The organism is Pseudomonas plecoglossicida NBRC 103162 = DSM 15088 (genome assembly GCF_000730665.1).
Classification (GTDB): Bacteria; Pseudomonadota; Gammaproteobacteria; order Pseudomonadales; family Pseudomonadaceae; genus Aquipseudomonas; species Aquipseudomonas plecoglossicida.
The window spans coordinates 35,829-55,013 of sequence record NZ_BBIV01000009.1 but is presented as its reverse complement, the minus strand read 5'-3'; the positions used below and the strand labels follow the sequence as shown (position 1 = coordinate 55,013).

General features: G+C 65.1%; 19 protein-coding genes. 3 read left to right on the top strand and 16 right to left on the bottom strand.

The features are described from left to right. Position 1: 1 nt before the first annotated feature. The 5 genes from PPL01S_RS06630 to metG all read right to left on the bottom strand — a co-directional run bounded on the left by PPL01S_RS06630 (position 2) and on the right by metG (position 4,806). Positions 2-526: an Rnf-Nqr domain containing protein gene (locus tag PPL01S_RS06630; RefSeq protein WP_028625449.1), complete on the bottom strand. Its 525-nt coding sequence runs from the start codon at positions 524-526 to the stop codon at positions 2-4. After that, positions 519-1,121 carry an RnfABCDGE type electron transport complex subunit G gene (locus PPL01S_RS06625; protein WP_016395696.1) on the bottom strand — a complete coding sequence of 201 codons (603 nt, stop codon included), beginning with the start codon at positions 1,119-1,121 and terminating at the stop codon, positions 519-521. The genes PPL01S_RS06630 and PPL01S_RS06625 overlap by 8 nt, the downstream gene beginning before the upstream one ends. Continuing rightward, the gene (locus tag PPL01S_RS06620) at positions 1,118-2,089 is read right to left on the bottom strand and encodes an RnfABCDGE type electron transport complex subunit D (RefSeq protein ID WP_028625448.1); all 972 of its coding nucleotides are present in this window, start codon (positions 2,087-2,089) and stop codon (positions 1,118-1,120) included. Before PPL01S_RS06620 ends, PPL01S_RS06625 begins: the two co-directional genes overlap by 4 nt. Positions 2,090-2,128: 39 nt before the next feature. Beyond that, positions 2,129-2,677 (bottom strand): Rnf-Nqr domain containing protein, encoded by a 549-nt coding sequence (locus PPL01S_RS06615; RefSeq protein ID WP_028625447.1) that lies wholly within the window; start codon positions 2,675-2,677, stop codon positions 2,129-2,131. 89 nt (positions 2,678-2,766) lie between these two features. After that, the gene (metG, locus tag PPL01S_RS06610; RefSeq protein ID WP_028625446.1) at positions 2,767-4,806 is read right to left on the bottom strand and encodes a methionine--tRNA ligase; all 2,040 of its coding nucleotides are present in this window, start codon (positions 4,804-4,806) and stop codon (positions 2,767-2,769) included. A gap of 155 nt (positions 4,807-4,961) precedes the next feature. Here metG and apbC point away from each other — a divergent pair, with 155 nt between their 5' ends. Then, a complete protein-coding gene (apbC, locus tag PPL01S_RS06605; protein WP_028625445.1) occupies positions 4,962-6,056 on the top strand; it encodes an iron-sulfur cluster carrier protein ApbC in 1,095 nt (364 codons plus the stop codon). A gap of 138 nt (positions 6,057-6,194) precedes the next feature. Here the strand turns inward: apbC and PPL01S_RS06600 are convergent, their stop codons facing one another. After that, entirely contained in the window at positions 6,195-6,404 is a 210-nt protein-coding gene (locus tag PPL01S_RS06600) for a cold-shock protein (RefSeq protein ID WP_003254922.1), read from the bottom strand. A gap of 329 nt (positions 6,405-6,733) precedes the next feature. On the opposite strand from PPL01S_RS06600, the gene dcd reads away from it, so the two are divergent. Both dcd and PPL01S_RS06590 read left to right on the top strand, forming a co-directional pair. After that, positions 6,734-7,300, top strand: a complete 567-nt coding sequence (gene dcd / locus PPL01S_RS06595) for a dCTP deaminase (RefSeq protein ID WP_008096785.1) — start codon at positions 6,734-6,736, stop codon at positions 7,298-7,300. A gap of 96 nt (positions 7,301-7,396) precedes the next feature. Beyond that, positions 7,397-7,624: a hypothetical protein gene (locus PPL01S_RS06590; protein ID WP_016395701.1), complete on the top strand. Its 228-nt coding sequence runs from the start codon at positions 7,397-7,399 to the stop codon at positions 7,622-7,624. Here the strand turns inward: PPL01S_RS06590 and pdeM are convergent, their stop codons facing one another. From pdeM to PPL01S_RS06540, 10 genes are all read right to left on the bottom strand, one after another. Beyond that, positions 7,625-8,284, bottom strand: a complete 660-nt coding sequence (gene pdeM, locus PPL01S_RS06585) for a ligase-associated DNA damage response endonuclease PdeM (RefSeq protein WP_016395702.1) — start codon at positions 8,282-8,284, stop codon at positions 7,625-7,627. Continuing rightward, the gene (locus PPL01S_RS06580; protein WP_028625444.1) at positions 8,281-10,743 is read right to left on the bottom strand and encodes a ligase-associated DNA damage response DEXH box helicase; all 2,463 of its coding nucleotides are present in this window, start codon (positions 10,741-10,743) and stop codon (positions 8,281-8,283) included. The genes pdeM and PPL01S_RS06580 overlap by 4 nt, the downstream gene beginning before the upstream one ends. Before the next feature lie 67 nt (positions 10,744-10,810). Then, a complete protein-coding gene (locus PPL01S_RS06575) occupies positions 10,811-11,926 on the bottom strand; it encodes a succinylglutamate desuccinylase/aspartoacylase family protein (protein WP_016395704.1) in 1,116 nt (371 codons plus the stop codon). 82 nt (positions 11,927-12,008) lie between these two features. Continuing rightward, the gene (locus tag PPL01S_RS06570) at positions 12,009-13,667 is read right to left on the bottom strand and encodes an ATP-dependent DNA ligase (protein ID WP_028625443.1); all 1,659 of its coding nucleotides are present in this window, start codon (positions 13,665-13,667) and stop codon (positions 12,009-12,011) included. Then, positions 13,664-14,680, bottom strand: a complete 1,017-nt coding sequence (locus PPL01S_RS06565; protein WP_016395706.1) for a ligase-associated DNA damage response exonuclease — start codon at positions 14,678-14,680, stop codon at positions 13,664-13,666. The genes PPL01S_RS06570 and PPL01S_RS06565 overlap by 4 nt, the downstream gene beginning before the upstream one ends. Before the next feature lie 168 nt (positions 14,681-14,848). After that, on the bottom strand, positions 14,849-17,290 hold the full coding sequence (locus tag PPL01S_RS06560) for a penicillin acylase family protein (protein WP_028625442.1): 2,442 nt from the start codon (positions 17,288-17,290) through the stop codon (positions 14,849-14,851). A gap of 135 nt (positions 17,291-17,425) precedes the next feature. Then, positions 17,426-17,629, bottom strand: coding sequence for an SEC-C metal-binding domain-containing protein (locus PPL01S_RS24535; RefSeq protein ID WP_016395708.1), 204 nt, complete (start codon positions 17,627-17,629; stop codon positions 17,426-17,428). Between the two features lie 7 nt (positions 17,630-17,636). Next, the gene (locus PPL01S_RS06550; RefSeq protein ID WP_016395709.1) at positions 17,637-18,113 is read right to left on the bottom strand and encodes an LEA/WHy family protein; all 477 of its coding nucleotides are present in this window, start codon (positions 18,111-18,113) and stop codon (positions 17,637-17,639) included. A gap of 2 nt (positions 18,114-18,115) precedes the next feature. Beyond that, the gene (locus PPL01S_RS06545; protein WP_016395710.1) at positions 18,116-18,592 is read right to left on the bottom strand and encodes a YchJ family protein; all 477 of its coding nucleotides are present in this window, start codon (positions 18,590-18,592) and stop codon (positions 18,116-18,118) included. Positions 18,593-18,594: 2 nt separating this feature from the next. Next, entirely contained in the window at positions 18,595-19,089 is a 495-nt protein-coding gene (locus PPL01S_RS06540) for a DUF6231 family protein (protein ID WP_016395711.1), read from the bottom strand. Positions 19,090-19,185: the final 96 nt, after the last annotated feature.

The window sequence follows — 19,185 nt, the reverse complement described above, 5'->3', positions numbered from 1 at the left end:
CTCAACGGGTTCCTTGACGACGAGAGGGGGCGTGCCCCGGACGCAGGCGATTGTACAAGGCCAACAGTGCGCCGAGCAGTAGCAGTGCACCGCAACCCAAGCCGGCGGTGTGCACGCCCAAGCCAAAGTCCAGCCATTGACGACCGGCGCCGAGCAGCAAATAGAGCAGGAGCAGGCCGGCCAGGTTCACCAGCAGCTGGCGCCAGCGGCCATGCTCAGGCAACAGCTGGTCTGCCACCAGGCATTGCAGGCAGATCAAGGCGGGGAAGTAGCCGAGCGACAAGGCCACAGGCAGTGCCCAGGCGCGCAGCGCCAGCTGCAGGCAGCTGACCAGGGCAGCCAGCAGCAACAGGCTTGCCAGCCAGTACGTCGCGCCGCTCAGCCTGCTGCGAAGGGGGCTGAGCAGTGCTTGGTGAAGGACGCTCAGCGCCAGCATCCCCAGGCCCAGCGTAGTGGCTTGGGAAAGGTCTTGGGTCGCGCCAAGCAATGGCGCGAGCCCGGCCACCAGCAAGCCGTGTCTATTCATGCGCAGCGCTCCCAAGCCACAAGGAGCGATGCTGGTCGAAATAGACCAGTGCTTCCTGTTGTGCGGTTATCACGGCACGCGAAGTGACCGTCGCTCCGGCCAGTTGGTCGAAGTCGCCCTGATCGCGCTTGAGGGCCCAGCGGTCCTCCAGGCGATGGTTGGCGAATTGCCCCAGCCAGTTGAGCTGCGGATCGCTGATGCGCGCTCCAAGACCTGGGCTTTCTCGTTGTTCGATCACCTGCGTACCAATCAGCCGTCCATCTGGATTGATGGCAATGACCAGATGGATTGGCCCGGCATAGCCCTGGACCTGGCTTACCAATACGACGGCCGTCGGTATCGTCGCCAAGGTGGCGCGATAGGCGGCCGTTATCCGGCTGTGCGTGGGTTGCTCTGCAGTCAGTTGCAGTGGTGTAGCGAGCGGTTGGTTGTCATAACGCTGCGCAGGCAGGACAGCGAGGAACTGGTGCGCTTGCAACCGTTGCTCGGCCTCGACGACTGCGGCGCGAGTCCACTGCCGCCATGCCAGTGTCGCCGTAACGGACAGCCCGGCTACCACCAGCAACAAGGCGACAGGGCCAATGCGCGAGGTCATGACGTGGCCTGCTGGCGTGATACCGCAAGTCGATCGAGGGCGGGGGCCAGGAGGTTCATCAGCAGGATGGCGAACGCCGTGCCATCCGGATAACTGCCCCAGGTGCGGATCAGATAGATGAGCATGCCCGCGCCAAATCCGAACAGCAGCCTGGCCATGGCAGCCTTCGGGCCGGATATCGGCTCGGTGGCGATGAAAAATGCCGCCAGCATGGTCGAGCCGGAGAACAGGTGCAGCAAGGGCGAGCCGTTCGAGTCCGAGCCGGAGCCATTCCATGCCAGCAGGCTGAACAGCGCCAGCCCGCACAGCAAGCCTGCCGGGGCATGCCAGCCGTACACCCTGCGCTGCAGCAGGAACAAGCCGCCGAGCAGGAACGCCAGGTTGACCCACTCGACGCCACGGCCGCCCACGCTGCCGAAGCCTGGGTGGCTGGCAAACAGTTCGTCGATGGTCAGGCTGCGGTTATGACGCAGGCCATCGAGCACGGTTGGCCGTGCCCAGGCGTCGATCTGCTCACCCCCGCCAAACACCAGGTGCAGGCTGTCGACGAACCCTGGTGGTGGACCTGGCCAATGGTTCATCTGCAGCGGGAAACTCAGCAGCACGAAGGCGTAGCCCAGCATTGCCGGGTTGAACAGGTTGCGGCCGACCCCGCCGAACGCTTGCTTGCCAAGGCCGATGGCAATGACTGCTGCAGTCATCGGCAGCCACCAGGGCGCTTGGGTGGGCAGGGCGACGGCCAGCAACAGCGCGGTGACCAAGGCGCTGCCATCGTTCAGCGTGGCAGCTACAGGTTGACCGCGCAGCGTCAGCAGCACGGCCTCGCAGCAGAGTGCACTGCTGGCGCACAGCAGCAGGCTGAACAACAGTCCCCAACCGTGCAGCCAGAATGATGCCAGCAGCCCCGGGATACAGGCCAGCAGGAGCAGCCCCATGGCATTTCGCAGGCGTGGGTCAGGCAATGCCATGGTCGTGGCACAACAAGGTGGCATCGCGATCGATCGGGTTCATTGTGAGAACAATCCGTTGAAGCCGGAAAACGCGATGGCCATCACGCCGGCTCCCAGCAAGGTAATGGGAAGTCCGCGCAGCGACAGCGGTATATCGGCAAGCTCGCTGCGTTGCAGCAAGTCGTCGAACAGTGCCAGGGCCAGCCAGAAGCCGAGCCCGGCCAGTACGCCGCTGCCCAGCGTCGCCAGCCAGTGGCGTTGTTCAGCGACCCCTTGCAGCGACAGCCCGAGCGCCACGGCGTTGCCCAGCAATGGCAGCGCGAGCCCTGTGGCGGGCCATTGCGGGCGCAGCCTGGCCAGTGCTTGCGGTACGCCCCAAGCCAGCACGCCTAGCCACGGCAGCAGCAGGAACAGGCGCAGGTCCTGAAGATGCCAAGGTGCAATGAATACCAACTCCAGTACCTGTGCGCCAGCCAGTGCAAGGGCGATCACCAGTGCGCACGCCAGGCCGCACACATGCACATGCAGGCGTGTCAGTGGGCGTTGCTGCAGGTACAGATGGCTGACCAGCGCAGCGCTGACCAGGATCAGGACTTGATCGTTCATTACCTGACGATAGCCGTGAATGGCCTGCATGTCCGGTCATGCTGGAGCAGATACGAAAGCCCCGGCGCAATGGCCGGGGCAAGAGGGTATTACTTGATGCGCTGGCCGGGCTTGGCGCCGCTGTCGGGGCTCAGCAGGTAGATCTCTTGGCCGCCAGGGCCTGCGGCCATGACCATGCCCTCGGACACTCCGAAGCGCATTTTGCGTGGCTTGAGGTTGGCCACCATCATGGTCAGGCGGCCCTCGAGCTTGGACGGGTCCGGATAGGCCGACTTGATGCCCGAGAACACGTTGCGTCGCTCGTCGCCGATGTCCAGGGTCAGTTGCAGCAGCTTGTCGGCGCCAGGCACCGCTTCAGCCTTGACGATCAGCGCCACGCGCAGGTCGACGGCAGCGAAGGTGTCGAACTCGATTTCCGCCAACAGCGGGTCCTTGGCCAGTTCGCCGTTGCCAGCCGGGGCCTTGGCTTCGGCTGCCAGCAGGTCTTCCTTGCTGGCAGCGACCATGGCCTCGACCTTGGCCGGTTCGATTCGGCTCATCAGCGCCTTGAACGGGTTGAGTGTGTGGTTTTCCAGGCGCGACTGGTGGTCGTTCCAGGTCAGTGGCGCGACATTGAGGAAGGCCTCGGCGTCGGCGGCCAGCACCGGCAGTACCGGCTTGAGGAAAATCACCAGCTGGCGGAACAGGTTGATGCCATGGGCGCAGATGGCCTGCACTTCGTCCTGCTTGCCTTCCTGCTTGGCCAGCGACCAGGGCGCCTTGTCGGCGATCCAGGCGTTGGCGCGGTCGGCCAGGGCCATGATTTCGCGCATGGCACGGCCAAAGTCGCGGGCCTCATAGGCCTCGGCAATGGACGGGGCTGCAGCGAGGAAGGCTTCGGTCAGTTCCGGAGCGGCATCGCCGGCAACCATGACGCCTTCATTGCCCTTGTGGATGAAGCCGGCGCAGCGGCTGGCGATGTTCACGACCTTGCCGACCAGGTCCGAGTTGACCTTCTGCACGAAGTCCTCGAGGTTCAGGTCGAGGTCGTCGACGCCACGGCCAAGCTTGGCGGCGTAGTAGTAGCGCAGGTATTCCGGGTCCAGGTGATCCAGGTAGGTGCGGGCCTTGATGAAGGTGCCGCGCGACTTGGACATCTTGGCGCCGTTGACGGTCAGGTAGCCGTGCACGTTGACTGCGGTCGGCTTGCGGAAACCGGAGCCTTCGAGCATTGCTGGCCAGAACAGGGCATGGAAGTTGACGATGTCCTTGCCGATGAAGTGGTACAACTCGGCCTTCGAGCCTTCGTTCCAGAAGGCGTCGAAGTCCAGCTCCGGGCGCCGCGCACAGAGGTTCCTGAAGCTGGCCATGTAGCCGATCGGCGCATCCAGCCAGACATAGAAGTACTTGCCGGGTTCACCCGGGATCTCGAAGCCGAAGTACGGCGCGTCACGGGAAATGTCCCATTCCTGCAGGCCGGAATCCAGCCACTCGGCGAGCTTGTTGGCCACGGCGTCCTGCAGCGTGCCGCTGCGGGTCCACTGCTGGAGCATGGCCTGGAAGTCCGGCAGCTTGAAGAAGAAGTGCTGGGAGTCGCGCAGCACCGGGGTGGCGCCGGAAATCGCCGACTTCGGGTTCTTCAGCTCGGTCGGGGCGTAGGTGGCACCGCATTTCTCGCAGTTGTCGCCGTACTGGTCTTCGGCCGCGCATTTGGGGCAGGTGCCCTTGATGAAACGGTCGGCCAGGAACATGCCCTTTTCCGGGTCGAAGTACTGGGTCACCGAACGGGTGGCGATGTGCCCGGCTTCGCGCAGGCGCGAATAGATCAGGCTCGACAGCTCACGGTTCTCTTCGCTGTGGGTGGAGTGGAAGTTGTCGAAGTCCACCAGAAAATCGGCGAAGTCGCTGCTGTGCTCGGCTTGCACGTTGGCGATCAGTTGCTCCGGAGTGATGCCTTCCTTCTCGGCGCGCAGCATGATGGCCGAACCGTGGGCGTCGTCGGCGCAGACATAGATGCACTGATTGCCACGTAGCTTCTGGAAGCGAACCCACATGTCCGTCTGGATGTACTCGAGCATATGGCCAAGGTGGATGGATCCATTGGCGTAGGGCAGGGCGCTGGTAACGAGAATCTGACGTGGCTCGGACATAGTGGCTCGGCTACTTATTCGGCTCGGGTAAATTGAGGGTGATCGGCCACTATAAAGGGCTCGCGAATATATTTCACCCCGCGCACGCATCTGCTGACGATTGACGGGTTAGGATAGGCGTCTGTTTCGTACTCAGTTTGCCAATGGGAGTGTCCATGAGTGCCGTCACCCGTGCCGCCGTCGAAGGCGTGCTTCGCCAGTACACCGACCCCTACCTGAACCTGGACCCGGTGAGCGCCGGCTGCGTGCGCGCCATCGATATCCTGGGCGCACAGGTCGCTGTGCAGTTGCAGCTGGGTTATGCCGCCGGCCTGTTCAAGAACGGCTGGGCCCAGGTGCTGCAGACGGCGATCGAGAACCTCGATGGCGTCGCTTCGGCGCAGGTCTCGATCGAATGCGTGGTGGCCGCGCACAAGGCCCAGGCCCAGGTGCCGGCCATGGCCAACGTCAAGAACATCGTCGCCGTGGCCTCGGGCAAGGGCGGGGTCGGCAAGTCGACCACCGCCGCCAACCTGGCGCTGGCACTGGCGCGTGAAGGCGCCCGGGTCGGCATTCTCGATGCCGACATCTATGGGCCCAGCCAGGGCGTGATGTTCGGTATCGCCGAGGGTACCCGCCCGCAGATCCGCGAGCAGAAGTGGTTCGTACCGATCAAGGCGCATGGCGTGGAAGTCATGTCCATGGCCTTCCTGACCGACGACAACACGCCCATGGTCTGGCGTGGCCCGATGGTCTCCGGCGCGTTGTTGCAGCTGGTGACCCAGACCGCCTGGGACGACCTCGACTACCTGGTGATCGACATGCCGCCGGGCACCGGTGATATCCAGCTCACCCTGGCGCAGAAAGTCCCGGTGGCCGGCTCGGTGATCGTCACCACGCCACAGGACCTGGCCCTGCTCGATGCCAAGAAAGGCGTGGAGATGTTCCGCAAGGTCAACATTCCCGTGCTGGGCGTGGTGGAGAACATGGCGGTGCACATCTGCTCGAACTGTGGCCACGCCGAGCACCTGTTCGGCGAAGGCGGCGGCGAGAAGCTGGCGGCGCAGTACGGCGTCGAGCTGCTGGCCTCGTTGCCGTTGTCGATGCTGATCCGTGAGCAGGCCGACAGCGGCAAGCCGACGGCGATCGCCGAGCCGGAAAGCCAGATCGCCATGGTCTACCAGGAGCTGGCCCGTCAGGTGGGCGCGCGCATCGTGTTGCAGGAAGCGGCAGCGCCGGCGATGCCGAGCATCACCATCAGCGAGGATTGAGCTGAAAAGCCTGCGTGATCCCTGTGGGAGCCGGCAAGCCGGCTCCCACAGGGAAACCATTGCTCTGAGGAAAAATCCCAGGCATAAAAAAACCCGCCAGAAGGCGGGTTTTTTTGAAAGCTAGGAAGCTAAATCGACTTAGGCGATTTGAACTTCTTCAGCCTGCATGCCTTTCTGGCCGCGGGTAGCGACGAAAGTAACAGCCTGGCCTTCTTTCAGGGTCTTGAAGCCGTCAGCTTGGATGGCTTTGAAGTGCACGAACAGGTCATCGCCCGACTGAGGAGTGATGAAGCCGTAGCCTTTCTCATCGTTGAACCACTTAACAACACCGGATTGACGGTTGGACATTTTTCTGTCTCCTTGGACAAAGTTGAAAACGGTCAGGAAAATCCCTGGCCGGGACTGAGCGCAAAGAGAGCAGAAAATTCAGCGATGGGCCGATCAGGATCGTGCATCAAACTAGAGATTCTCGGTGTCACGTGCAGCACAGTGGCGTCACCTTAACCCACTTTCCGCAGCCTGCCAATCTCCAAGATGGCCTTTGATGAAATTCAGATCGGCGGCGGCCGCAAGCCCCGTCCGGCGCGGGATGCGGCATGGAACTTTAACCCGGGCGCGGGGACCGGTAAGATGCGCATCTCGTTTTTACCTCGCAACCCTTCAGGACACACCCCGCCATGAGCATCAAATCGGACAAGTGGATTCGCCGCATGGCGCAGGAACACGGCATGATCGAACCGTTCGTCGAACGCCAGGTGCGCGGCGAACAGGACAGCCGGGTGATCTCTTTCGGCGTCTCCAGCTACGGTTACGACGTGCGCTGCGCCGATGAATTCAAGGTGTTCACCAACATCAACTCGGCCACCGTCGACCCGAAGAACTTCGACGCCGGCAGCTTCGTCGACGTCAAGAGCGACGTCTGCATCATCCCGCCGAACTCGTTTGCCCTGGCACGCACCGTCGAGTACTTCCGCATTCCGCGCAATGTGCTGACCATCTGCCTGGGCAAGAGCACCTATGCGCGTTGCGGCATCATCGTCAACGTCACGCCGCTCGAGCCCGAGTGGGAAGGGCATGTGACCCTGGAGTTTTCCAACACCACCACCCTGCCGGCGAAAATCTACGCCAACGAGGGTGTGGCGCAGATGCTGTTCCTGGAGTCCGACGAGGAATGTGAAGTTTCCTACAAGGACCGTGGCGGCAAGTACCAAGGCCAGCGCGGGGTCACCCTGCCGCGTACCTGAGCCGACGAGCGCGGGGAATTCCCCGCGCCTTTGGCACTCCAACGGGTAACCGTGCCGATGTGCATGAGGCGCATCGGCTCTCGTCAGGAGCAGCCAATGAAACTCCATCCCACGATCAGCGCGAAGCTGGCTGTGCTGCAGCCCAATCAGGTCGGGTTGCTGTCATGGTCGTTGCTGGCCCACCCGCTGCCGATGCAGGCTGGGGGCGTGCCGCACCAGCCCGACCCCGATACCCCGCAACCGCCCGAGCCGGGTGAAACGCAACCGATCGAGCCAGGCGAACCGACCCTGCCTGACGAGGCGCCTCCCGCGCCTGTGGCGTGATCAGACGCGCAGCGCCCAGACCTCTCCGGCGCCGGTGACGAACACCCGCGTGCGCGCGCCAGGGATGACGGTCGAGCCGCCTGTGAACTCGCCAAAGGCCGGCAGCAGACTGAGCTGGGCATCGAGCAGGAAGCACGGCAGGCGCAGGCGCTGCCGGGCCCTGCCGCGCAGCACATAGACAGGATGAACATGGCCCGCCAGCACCGGATGATCAGGGTGGGGCACAGGCTCGTGCTGCAGGGCAAAGGGCGCCAGCAACCAAGGCTCGTCGACCACCTCCATGGCCAGATCGGCAGGAGGGTCACCGGCGTGGCGATCGTGGTTGCCACGGACAAGCACGATCCGTAGCGCGGCGTGCCGACGGCGCCAGTCCCGCAGCCTGGCTTGCGTAGCGGGTGCCCGCGCCGCCCTGGCATGGAGAAAATCGCCGAGAATCACCAGCTGCTTGCAGTCATGGGCCGCCAGCAACGCATCCAGGCGCGCCAGTGTCGCATCGGTTGTTCCTCGCGGAACAGGTTGGTGCAGGGCGCGGTAGCTGGCGGCCTTGCCAATGTGCACATCGGCCACCAGCAGCGTGTGACGGGCGGGCCAGTAGAGGGCTTTGTCGGCGAGTAGCCAGAGTGTCTGGCCGCAATGTTCGACCTCAAGATAGCCGCTCATGTTGCGGCGTCGCCTTTCATGGCAGCCTTCTCCAGATCGGCCACCATGCGCGCAATGCGGTCTGCGAGTTTTTCGGTGCTCAATGTTTCGCGCATGCCTTCGACCAGTAGCGTGAAGGCCAGCGGCCCCGGTCGCTGCAGCGCCTGCAGGTCCAGTCGCAACTGCCCCATCTTCAGTAACTGACGCTGCAGGCGTTGGATTTCCAGCTCTTCGCGCAGCACCTCGTCACGCGCCTGGCCGAGCAGCAGGTTGTCGGCGTCGTGCTTGCGGAACACCTCGAAGAACAGCCCGCTGGAGGCCTGGATCTGGCGGGTGCTTTTCTGCGCAGCCGGGTACCCACCGAACACCAGCCCGGCGATCTGGGCGATCTCGCGAAAGCGGCGCAGGGCCATTTCCCCGGCATTGAGGCTGGCCAGCACATCCTCCAGCAAGTGCTCGGCACAGAGTGCGTCGGGCAGGTAGGTCGCCCAATCCACCGGGCTCGGGCTGAGCAGTTCGAAGCCATAGTCGCTGACCGCGATCGATACCGACAGCGGTTGCCGGCGACTGACCCGCCAGGCGATCAGGCTGGCCAGCCCCAGGTTGGCCATGCGCCCGGCGAACGGGTAGAGGAACAGGTGCGAGCCTTGGCGCGAAACCAGGGTTTCGACCAGCAGTGTCTGCGTGGTGGGCAAGGCCGACCAGCGCGCCTGCAGCGCCAGCAGTGGGCGCACAGCACGCAGTTCGGGGCTTGCATAGCTGCCGTGGGCGGCCGCATCGAGCTGCTCCACGAGGGCGTCGGCCAGCTCGCTGGACAATGGCATGCGCCCGCCATTCCAGCGGGCCACGGCAGCCTTGCGGGCGGTGCTGCGGCGCACATAGGCCGTCATGTTCTCGACCCGCACCAGCTCCAGCACACGCCCGGCGAAGACCAGGGTGTCGCCTGGGCGCAGGCGAGCGATGAAGGCTTCCTCGACGCTGCCCAGGGTCTTGCCGCCACCCCCCTTGCTCCAGAACTTCAGTTGCAGGCTGGCGTCGCTGACGATGGTGCCGATGCCCATGCGGTGGCGCCGTGCCAGGCGCTCGCTGGCGACTCGCCAGAGGCCGTCGGGGTGCGCCTCGACGCGCTGATAGTCCGGGTAGGCACTCAGCGAGCTGCCGCCGTGGCGAACGAAATCCAGGGCCCACTGCCACTGACTATCGCGCAGCTCACGAAACGCCCAGGTATCGCGCACTTCCGCCAGCAGCTGAAGCGGATGAAAACCGCTGCCAAGGGCCATGCTGACCAGATGCTGGACCAGCACGTCCATGCACAGACGTGGCGAACACCTCGCTTCGATATGTCCGGCGGCCAGCGCCTGGCGCGCTGCGGCGGCTTCCACCAGCTCCAGGCTGTGGGTGGGCACCAGGGTGACCCGCGAGCGCCGTCCCGGGGCGTGCCCGGAGCGACCCGCGCGCTGCATCAGGCGGGCGATGCCTTTGGCCGAGCCGATCTGCAGCACCCGCTCCACCGGCAGAAAATCCACGCCAAGGTCCAGGCTGGAGGTGCAGATCACCGCCTTGAGGGTGCCTTGCTTGAGGCTCCGTTCAACCCAGTCGCGGGTTGCCCGGGCCAGTGAAGCATGGTGCAGGGCGATCTGGCCTGCCCAGTCGGGGCGTGCATCGAGCAAGGCCTGGTACCACAGTTCGGCCTGGGCACGGGTATTGGTGAACACCAGGCTGCTGGCGCTGCCATCGAGTTCGCGGGCAACCTGGTCGAGCATCTTCAGGCCCATGTGGCCGGCCCAGGGGAACCGTTCGATGGCCGCAGGCAGCAAGGTGTCGACGAGCAGTCGCTTGTCCTCGCGGCCGCGTATCAACTGGCCGCCCTGGGGCAACAACACCTCCAGAGCGTGCGGCAGATTACCCAGGGTGGCTGAAAGGCCCCAGGTCACCAGCGCCGGTTGCCAGTGACGCAGGCGGGCAAGGGCCAGTTGCAGCTGCACGCCACGCTTGTTGCCGAGCAGTTCATGCCACTCGTCGACCACGATCATGCGCAGGCTGGCGAAGTCGTTTCTGGCCTGCGCCCGGGTCAGCAGCAGGGTCAGGCTCTCGGGCGTGGTGATCAGCGTGCTCGGCAGGCGGCGCGCCTGGCGGGCGCGATCCGCGCTGCTGGTGTCGCCGCTGCGCACCGCCACGCTCCAGTTCAGACCCAGGTCATCCAGGGGAGCTTGCAAGGCGCGGGCGGTATCGGCCGCCAGTGCACGCATGGGGGTGATCCACAGCACCTGCAGCGCGGCGCTCTGGCGCTGCGAGTTGGGTTTGGCGAAGGCCCGCAGTGCGGCAAGCCAGACGGCATAGGTCTTGCCGGCTCCGGTACTGGCATGCAGCAGCCCGGATTCGCCTCGCCCGACCGCGGCCCAGACTTGCCGCTGGAAGGCGAAGGGCTTCCAGCCGCGTGCGGCGAACCAGGCAGTGGCGAGGTCGGTGGAAGCAGGCATGCGCGGCTAGGTCCTTGCGAGGCTGTGCTTCTACAGACCACCCGCGAGGTGAATTGGTTTTACCGGCTCAGTTGGCCAGCAGATAGCCGCTTCGCAACACCTGTTCCCCGGCAACATGGGCGATGACCATGCCGGCCGTCGCCATGCGGCGCACGCTGCGGGCATAGAGCAGCCCAGGCTGGCTCGCGCGCACAGCGGTGACGCGGTCGTTGAGCGGGTCGATGACTTCGGCGATCAACTGGCCGGCCTCTACCTGTTGGCCCGGGCGTACGTGATAGACCAGCAAGCCGCCCAACGGTGCCGATATCGGCTCCACGGCGGCCAGTGGCGTTGCTGGGCGTGGCAGTGGCGGCAGGTCGCAGGCATCGCCTTCGATGGCGCCGACCTGGGTCAGGTAGTTCAGGATCGCCTGGCTGTCCTGGCTGGCCAGGTCATGGCTGACGTCGGCCTGGCCGCGCAGTTCGACGGTCACCGCGACAGTGCCCAGGGGAATGGGGAAGCGCTTGCCGAAGCGTTGCTGAAGTTGCCACCAGACCAGGCTGAAGCATTCGTCGAACGACTGCCCGCCGGAATCGGTGGCCAGCAGGCTGGCCTGGGCGCCCAGGTAGCGGGCCAGTGGCTCGACCTGTGGCCAGGCTTCGGGCGTGGTGTAGAGGTGTTCGACGGCCTCGAAGTCGCAATGCAGGTCCAGCACCAGGTCGGCGTCGCAGGCCAGCCGTTGCAAGGTCAGGCGCTGCGACTGCAACGGGGTGTGTGCCGGGTGAGCGTCGAGGCCACGGCGCAGGTATTCGCGTATCAAGGCCAGGTTATGCGCAGGGTCCTGGGTCAGGTGGCCGTCGATCTGGTCGCCGATGCTGTCGGAAAGGTCGACGAACTTGCGGTTGAAGTTCTCGCCGCTCTGCAGCTCGAAGCGCCCCAGTGGCGCGTCGAGCATCACCTGTTCCAGGCCTACCGGGTTGGCCACGGGCACCAGGATGATTTCCCGGCGCAGTCGCCCTTGCTGCTCCAGTTCGGCCAGCTGACGCTTCAGGTGCCAGGCCACCAGCATGCCCGGCAGCTCATCGGCATGCAGCGAGGCCTGGATGTACACCTTGGCGCCACCTCGCGGGCCGAAGTGGAAGCTGTGCAGCTGGCGGCTGATGCCGGGTACGGGGGAAAGCAGGTCGTGGGTCGAATGGTGCATGGTGGTCCTGGAGGCGTGGCGAAAACAATCTGCGACAAAGATAGAAGCATAAATTTGGCCACTGTGCCTCACCGCGACGTTTTCACGCCAGCAGGGCCTGCAAGGTGGCCAGGTCATCGGCTTCGTCCACGGGTTTGTCCTGGCGCCAGCGCAGCATGCGCGGAAAACGCACCGCGATGCCGCTCTTGTGTCGTCTGGACAAGGCGATGCCTTCGAAACCCAGTTCGAACACCAGGGTCGGCGTCACGCTGCGCACGGGGCCGAAGGTCTCTACCGTGGTCTTGCGAATGATGGCATCGACCTTGCGCATTTCTTCATCGCTGAGCCCTGAATAGGCCTTGGCAAAGGGCACCAAGGCGCGCTCGGGGGTGCCGGCGGGTGCGTTCCAGACCGCGAAGGTGTAGTCACTGTAGAGGCTGGCGCGCCGGCCATGGCCGCGTTGGGCATAGATCAGCACGGCATCGACGCTGAACGGGTCGATCTTCCACTTCCACCAGATGCCCATGTCCTTGGTCCGGCCTACGCCGTACAAGGCATCGCGCTGCTTGAGCATCAGTCCCTCGACACCCAGCTTGCGCGACTGTTCGCGCTGAACGGCCAGGTCGCGCCAATCCTGCCCTTCGAGCAGGGGCGAAAGCAGTAGCGGTGCCAGCGGACAGTCCTCGACCAGGCGCTGCAATTGCCGGCGGCGCTCATGTTGCGGGCGATTGCGCCAGTCCTCGCCCTGCCATTCCAGCAAGTCGTATGCCTGCAGTACCACAGGCGCGTCGGCCAGCAGCTTCTTGCCCAGGGTTTTGCGGCCAATGCGTTGTTGAAGCAGGGCGAACGGCTGTACGGCCGGTGTATCGACTGTAGCGCCAGGTTTCCAGACCAGGATCTCACCATCGAGCACCACGCCGTCCGGCAGGTTCTGGGCCAGGCCCTGCAGCTCCGGGAAGCGCTCGGTGATCAGCTCTTCGCCACGTGACCATACCCACACCTGGCCATCGCGCTTGACCACCTGGGCACGGATACCATCCCATTTCCATTCGATCTGCCAGGCACTGGGCGGGCCGAGCAGGCCATCGAACTGTTCGGTGGGGGCCTGCAGGGCGTGGGCCAAAAAGAACGGATAGGGCTGGCCGCCACGCTGGTTGTGCTCGTCGGCCGATTCGGCGGCGATCAACCGGTGATAGCTGGCCGCTGTGGGGCGATGGCTGATGTCGGTATAGCCGACCAGGCGCTGGGCCACGCGCTTGGCATCCAGCCCGGCCAACTGGGCCAGGGCACGGGTGACCAGCAGTTTGGACACGCCGACGCGAAAGCTGCCGGTGATCAGTTTCAGGCACAGCATCAGGCTGGGTCGGTCCAGCTGTGCCCAGAGGGGTGGCAGGCGCTGCCCGATCGTTTCGGCGGGCAGGCCGCGCAGCGGCAGCAGATGGGTCTCGACCCAATGGGCCAGGCCATCCTCGTTGCCGTGGTGGTTTTCAGGCAGCAGCAGGGAAATGGTTTCTGCCAGGTCGCCGACTGCCTGGTAGCTTTCCTCGAACAGCCAGTCGGGCAAACCGGCCAACGCCGTTGCCAGTTCGCGCAGGACCCGGGTCGGCACCAACTGGCGTGGTCGCCCCCCGGCCAGGAAGTACACTGCCCAGGCTGCATCCTCGGCAGGCGCGGCGGCGAAGTAGTCGCGCAGGGCTTCGAGCTTGGCATTGCTGGAGGTGGTCGCATCCAGGCGCAGGTACAGCGTGGCGAAGGCTTTCATGCCTGAGGTTCCTGGGCGGGCGCGTCATCTTCGTCGCCGTATTCGGTCACGAACGAGCGGGCATCGAGGCCCTGCTCGCTGAGGTAACGCACGAGCACGTTGACCGAGCCGTGGGTCACCATGACCCGCTCTGCGCCGGTCTGGCCGATGGCCCAGAGCAGGCCCGGCCAGTCGGCATGGTCGGAAAGCACGAAGCCGCGATCCACTCCGCGCCGCCGGCGCGTGCCGCGCAGCAGCATCCAGCCGCTGGCGAACGCATCGCTGTAGTCGCCGAAGCGGCGCATCCAGGTGCTGCCGGCAGCGGAGGGCGGCGCCAGTACCAGGGCTTGGCGCATGAGCGGGTCGTTACGTGGAACATCACCGGCGTAAAGGGTCGCCGGCAAGTGCACGCCAGCCTCACGGTACACCTGGTTCAACGGTTCCACCGCACCGTGTACCAGGATTGGGCCAATGCCCGGGTCCAGGCCGTGGAGAATCCGCTGTGCCTTGCCGAAGGCATAACAGAACAGCACGCTGGCCTTGCCCTGATCACGATTGGTTCGCCACCAGGCATTCACCCCCGCAAACACTTCAGCCTGGCTCGGCCAGCGATAGATGGGCAGGCCGAAGGTCGACTCGGTGATGAAGGTGTGGCAGCGCACAGGTTCGAACGGGGTGCAGGTGCCGTCGGGCTCGACCTTGTAGTCGCCTGAGGCTACCCACACTTCGCCCTCATGTTCGAGGCGTATCTGTGCCGAGCCCAGCACATGCCCGGCGGGGTGCAGGCTGAGGAAAACCCCGTGATGGCGGATGCGTTCGCCGTAGGGCAGGGCCTGCAGGTCAATGTCCATGCCCAGGCGGCTGCGCAGGATGCCGGCACCGGGGGCCGCGGTCAGGTAGTGTGCGTTGCCGCGGCGGGCATGGTCGCCGTGGCCATGGGTGATGATGGCGCGCGCTACCGGGCGCCAGGGGTCGATGTAGAAATCACCGGGCGGGCAGTAGAGGCCTTCGGGACGGGCGACGACGAGGTCCATGGCAGCGCACTGGGTGGCAGGGGTTACCAGTTAGGAGCGGTGCCAGGGGTGGGAAGTTCGGGCAGGTTTGGATCGTGTTGGGGGGGCTCGCCATGGCTCCTTCGGCGATCTCAAGGGCGCCAGAAAAACAACGGCGAGCGCGTCGTAGTCACACTCAATCCCGTGTCGTCACTTCCCCGGCACCAACGTCAAGCGCTGACTGCCATAAGCCCGACCAAAATTCTGCGGTTGCAGCGGCAGGCTCATGAATCGCCCTTTGAACCAAGCCTCCAGTCCATCGCTGTAATGCCCACTGGCCGGATTGCCGGACTGCCCGCTGCTGGTCAGCACCTGCAGCGGTTCGGCTTGCCCGAAGTCGATGATCATGCGCGCCGACGCCGGCAGGCGAGTGTCGAAATCGCTGCCCCAGGCATAAGGTGTCAGCGCCAGGGTGCTGAAATCGCCACCGGCGGCCAGTGGCGAACGGCTGAGGGCATCGCCCAGGCCGTGATAGGCCGGGGCAGGCCAGCGGTACTGGTGCAGCTTGCCCCATTGCCAGGCGCGGCGATCGGCCCCGAGTTGCGCGGTGCCGGCATCGATGGCAGCCGCCAGGCTACGGGCGAGGATGGCCGGCTTGTCTTCCTTCTGCGGCGTATTGCGATCATCCCAGAACGGGCTGTCCTCACGGCCCAGCAGGTGGTCGGCCTGGGCGGAGTAGGACAGCTGGGCATTGCTGACGAATGCTTGCCAGGCGGGGCCGGATTCCGGGCCCAGATCATCGAGGAAGGTCTGGCGTGCCACTTCCTGAAGGAACAGTTCATACAGCGCCGCATCCGCAGACAGCGGGCTCAGGCGTCCATCGAAGGCCTTGAGCCGGGCCAGGGCGTCGCGTGCCTTGTCGCCCTGGGCGGGTGGCAGGGCGTCGATCGCCTGCTTGAGCGGCTGGCCCATGCCGGGCGCATCGAACATCTGCTTGAGCTTGTCGGCGAGCAGCGTGACCTGGTCGTTTTGCAGGGCCATCAGGCTGCGGCTGTCGTGCCGCCCGTTGCCGGCCAACTGGGCCAGGCGTTCGGCGCGCTCGGGGTAGTACCAGGTATTGGACAACTGCATGCCATAGCCGCGCGGCAGGCTGCGCTGGTTGGCGTGGCCGATCCAGCCTTCCGGTGGGTCCTGGTCGTAGGGGTGGAGCATCGGGTCGGCGTAACCGTCCCAGTCGTAGCGCCCGTCCCAACCCGGTGACGGCAACAGGCCTTGGCCTTCGCGGCGGTTGGGGTAGCGGCCGCTGACCTGCCAGCCGATGTGCTCGGGCTCGGCGAAGACGAAGTTGAGCGCCGCCGCGGCGACTTCGCGGGTGCTGTCGAAGGCGCGTTCCACCGATTGCGCGCGGGTCAGGTCGAACAGCGCATCGAGGCTGCGGTCGCCCTTGAGCTGTGGCAGGCTCAAGGCCAGGCCCAGGCTGGCGTTGCCGGGCTGGGCAAGCAGGGTGCCATGGCGGGTGTCGTACATGACTTCACGCAGTGGGCGCTGGCCGCGTACGAAGAAGGTTTCACTGCGGGCCCGGGCCGGCAGCCATTTGCCATCGGCCAGGTAGCTGAGTTGGCTGCCTGAGTGGCGCAGTTGCTCCAGGTACAGGTCCTGGTTGTCGGCCATTACCGCGCTGCTGCTCCAGGCCAGCTTGCCGTTGTAGCCGGCCAGGACGATGGGCAGCCCTGGCAGCGACAGGCCGGCCACCCGGTACTTGCCGGTGTGGATCTGCACGGGGCTGAGGGCCCATGCCGCACGGCTGTCGCTGGCCAGCAGGCTCTTGCCGCTGCGGCTGCGCTCCGGGCCCAGGGCCAGGTTGGCTGATCCTGGGCTGCCGAGCAGGCCAAGGCCTGCGAGTTTCTGGCTGGCGGCGGTCAAGGCCGCCAGGCCAGGCAGCTGGCTGTTCAGGTTGACACCCTTGAGCTTCTCGACCTCGGCGTCCGCCAGCGGCTCGTCCGGCGCGCCGGGCAGCAACCAGGCCAGTTTGTCGCTGCCGACTTGCTGGGCCAGGGCCAGGGCACTGATTTCTTCCTGCAGGTTCACCGACTGGCTGAAGGCATAGAGGCTGAAGATCAGCGCCGAGTCCTCTGGCTTCCAGTACTCCGGACGGTAGCCGCTGCTGGCGAGGTTGCCCGGCAGCTTGTCGCGGTAGCGGAACAGGTAGGCGTTGACGCCGCGGGCGTACACCTCGAAGAAGCGCTTGAGCCGTGGCGAGGCATCGGCGTAGAGCTGGGTGGCATTCTGCTTGAGGTTGGCCGCGCGCATCAGGTGGTCCACGTCCAGCGCATCTGACCCGGCCATTTCCGCCAGGCGGCCCTGCGCCAGCAGGCGCATGGCGAGCATCTGTTCGATGCGGTCGCCGGCATGCACGTAGCCGAGGCTGAACAGGGCGTCATGGAAGCTGCTGCTTTCGATCAGCGGCGCGCCCATGGCATTGCGCCGTACCGATACGTTCTGCGCCAGGCCCTTGAGCGGTTGCACACCGGTGGTCGGAGGCACGCTGTCCTGGTAGCCACCCATCTGGCAACCGGCTAGCCCGAGCATGCCAAGCAGCGTGGCAGCGCTGGCGAACCGCGGGCGGAAGGGGGGAAGGACGGGGGCGGCCATGACAAGGGCTCCTGCAAGGCGTGGCGGGGTTGGAAAGGCGCTAAGGTAGCATGCCGTCAGGTTTTCGGCGGTTTCGAGATCGAGCGCCGCCCGCGCGGCGCTCGGTCTATGTGACACCGAAGAGCTCAAGCTGAATCAAGCGCCGTGGCACTTCTTGTACTTCTTCTGGCTACCGCATGGGCAAGGGTCGTTGCGGCCGACGTCCTTCAGGGCGTTGCGAACCGGCTCCTGGTGGCCGTGGTTGCAATGCGGGCCGTGTACATGGCCGTGGTCGTGATCGTGGTGGTGATCATGACCGTGATCGCAGTCTGGGCCATGAACATGAGGCTGTTGGGTCATTGCAGAGTTACTCCGGTATGAAATCGCCGGGGATTATCTCACCACTGCGCGATAAGTGCAGGTCCCGGTGGATGATCAGCCCGGTTGCCAGCTCACCCTGCAATCGGTAGTGCAGCGTCTGCTCGCTGCGCAGCAGCTTGGCCAATGGCTTCAACTGCTGCCACAGGTTGGTGCGCGCGGTGATCTTGAAGGTGCGCCGCGCATGGCCACCGACACTGCGCCAGATGCTCGCCTCGTCCTCGACCAGTCGCAGGTCGTTGAGCCACAGCGAATATTCCAGGTTGCGGATGAACAGGCGGCTGTCGTTGGGGTTATCGATGCGCACATGCAAGAGGAACTCCTGCTCCAGCAGGCGGGCCTTGACGGTCTCGACCTTGACCAGGTGCACTTCGGGGTCGCGCCAGTCATCGTCGCCCCAGATCGCGCAGCCCGTCAGCATTGCCAACAAGGCGCCAAGCAGGAACAGGCGGGCTTGGGCGATCATGTTCAGTTACCCAGGTAGCTGGCGCAGCATTTCTTGAACTTCTGCCCGCTGTCGCAAGGGCAGGGGTCGTTGCGCCCGGCCTTGAGCTCGACGGTCGGGTCGATGAAGTACCAGCGCCCGTCGTGCTGCACGAACGCCGAGCGCTCGCGGTGCTGGTGGTCGCCCTCCTGGTCATGCCAGCGGGCGGTGAAGGTGACGAAGGCATGCTCGGGCTGGCCGCCGAGTACCTCGGCGCTTTCCACTTCCAGACCCAGCCAGGTGCTCTGGGCGCTCCAGGCCGACATGGCGGTGCGATCCAGCCCGGCCTGCTGGGCCGGCAGGGTAGTGGCGACCAGATAGTCGATCAGGCCCAGCACATAGGCGCTGTAGCGCGAACGCATCAGCGTCTGGGCATCTGGGGCCGGGGTGCCGCCGTGGTAGTGCCCGCAGCAGGCTTCGAGCAGGTTGCCGCTGCCACAAGGGCAAACCGAGACACTCATCATCACCACCAGTACTTGCCGAAGTTTTCAGGGTTGGCCCAGAACCTGGCGTTGAGCCAGTCCGGGACCTGCTTGTAGTCATGTAGATCATAGGTGAACAAGCTCAAGACTTGCTCGTTGCGACGGAATTTCTCGCTGGCTGAGAGTGCCAGGGCGAAGAAGTCGGTGTCCTGCCAGCCACAGGCTGGCAAATCGGCCAGCACCGCCACGCGGCTGGCATTGAGGTTGCGGATGCCGCCCAGCAACTCCAGACCGGTGCGCTTGGGCAGGTGTTCCAGGCAGTCCACCAGCACCGCCAGATCGAAGCGCTGCGCCGCGAGCGCTGCCGGCAACGGGCCAGGCGCGGTGGTTTCGATGGTCACGTCGGGGTGAGCCTGGGCAAACGCGTCCAGGGCCGGAAAGCGCGTGCCTACCAGCAGCAGCCGTTGCGGGGTGAAGCGTTCGAGCAAGGCCGCCAGGGCCTGCTGCGGGGTGCGTTGGGAAAAACCGTCGGTCATTGCCAATCCTCGTTCAGGTTGCCCAAGACTAGCGGGCCATTGCCTGCGGGCAAAGGGGCATGTGCCGGGACGTGGCTTATTGCTGGCAGGGATCGA

Bases quoted from the DNA above. Each gene is read 5' to 3' on its own strand.
- PPL01S_RS06630 (WP_028625449.1), bottom strand. From the start codon at position 526: ATGAATAGACACGGCTTGCTGGTGGCCGGGCTCGCGCCATTGCTTGGC.
- PPL01S_RS06625 (WP_016395696.1), bottom strand. From the start codon at position 1,121: ATGACCTCGCGCATTGGCCCTGTCGCCTTGTTGCTGGTGGTAGCCGGG.
- PPL01S_RS06620 (WP_028625448.1), bottom strand. From the start codon at position 2,089: ATGGCATTGCCTGACCCACGCCTGCGAAATGCCATGGGGCTGCTCCTG.
- PPL01S_RS06615 (WP_028625447.1), bottom strand. From the start codon at position 2,677: ATGAACGATCAAGTCCTGATCCTGGTCAGCGCTGCGCTGGTCAGCCAT.
- metG (WP_028625446.1), bottom strand. From the start codon at position 4,806: ATGTCCGAGCCACGTCAGATTCTCGTTACCAGCGCCCTGCCCTACGCC.
- apbC (WP_028625445.1), top strand. From the start codon at position 4,962: ATGAGTGCCGTCACCCGTGCCGCCGTCGAAGGCGTGCTTCGCCAGTAC.
- PPL01S_RS06600 (WP_003254922.1), bottom strand. From the start codon at position 6,404: ATGTCCAACCGTCAATCCGGTGTTGTTAAGTGGTTCAACGATGAGAAA.
- dcd (WP_008096785.1), top strand. From the start codon at position 6,734: ATGAGCATCAAATCGGACAAGTGGATTCGCCGCATGGCGCAGGAACAC.
- PPL01S_RS06590 (WP_016395701.1), top strand. From the start codon at position 7,397: ATGAAACTCCATCCCACGATCAGCGCGAAGCTGGCTGTGCTGCAGCCC.
- pdeM (WP_016395702.1), bottom strand. From the start codon at position 8,284: ATGAGCGGCTATCTTGAGGTCGAACATTGCGGCCAGACACTCTGGCTA.
- PPL01S_RS06580 (WP_028625444.1), bottom strand. From the start codon at position 10,743: ATGCCTGCTTCCACCGACCTCGCCACTGCCTGGTTCGCCGCACGCGGC.
- PPL01S_RS06575 (WP_016395704.1), bottom strand. From the start codon at position 11,926: ATGCACCATTCGACCCACGACCTGCTTTCCCCCGTACCCGGCATCAGC.
- PPL01S_RS06570 (WP_028625443.1), bottom strand. From the start codon at position 13,667: ATGAAAGCCTTCGCCACGCTGTACCTGCGCCTGGATGCGACCACCTCC.
- PPL01S_RS06565 (WP_016395706.1), bottom strand. From the start codon at position 14,680: ATGGACCTCGTCGTCGCCCGTCCCGAAGGCCTCTACTGCCCGCCCGGT.
- PPL01S_RS06560 (WP_028625442.1), bottom strand. From the start codon at position 17,290: ATGGCCGCCCCCGTCCTTCCCCCCTTCCGCCCGCGGTTCGCCAGCGCT.
- PPL01S_RS24535 (WP_016395708.1), bottom strand. From the start codon at position 17,629: ATGACCCAACAGCCTCATGTTCATGGCCCAGACTGCGATCACGGTCAT.
- PPL01S_RS06550 (WP_016395709.1), bottom strand. From the start codon at position 18,113: ATGATCGCCCAAGCCCGCCTGTTCCTGCTTGGCGCCTTGTTGGCAATG.
- PPL01S_RS06545 (WP_016395710.1), bottom strand. From the start codon at position 18,592: ATGAGTGTCTCGGTTTGCCCTTGTGGCAGCGGCAACCTGCTCGAAGCC.
- PPL01S_RS06540 (WP_016395711.1), bottom strand. From the start codon at position 19,089: ATGACCGACGGTTTTTCCCAACGCACCCCGCAGCAGGCCCTGGCGGCC.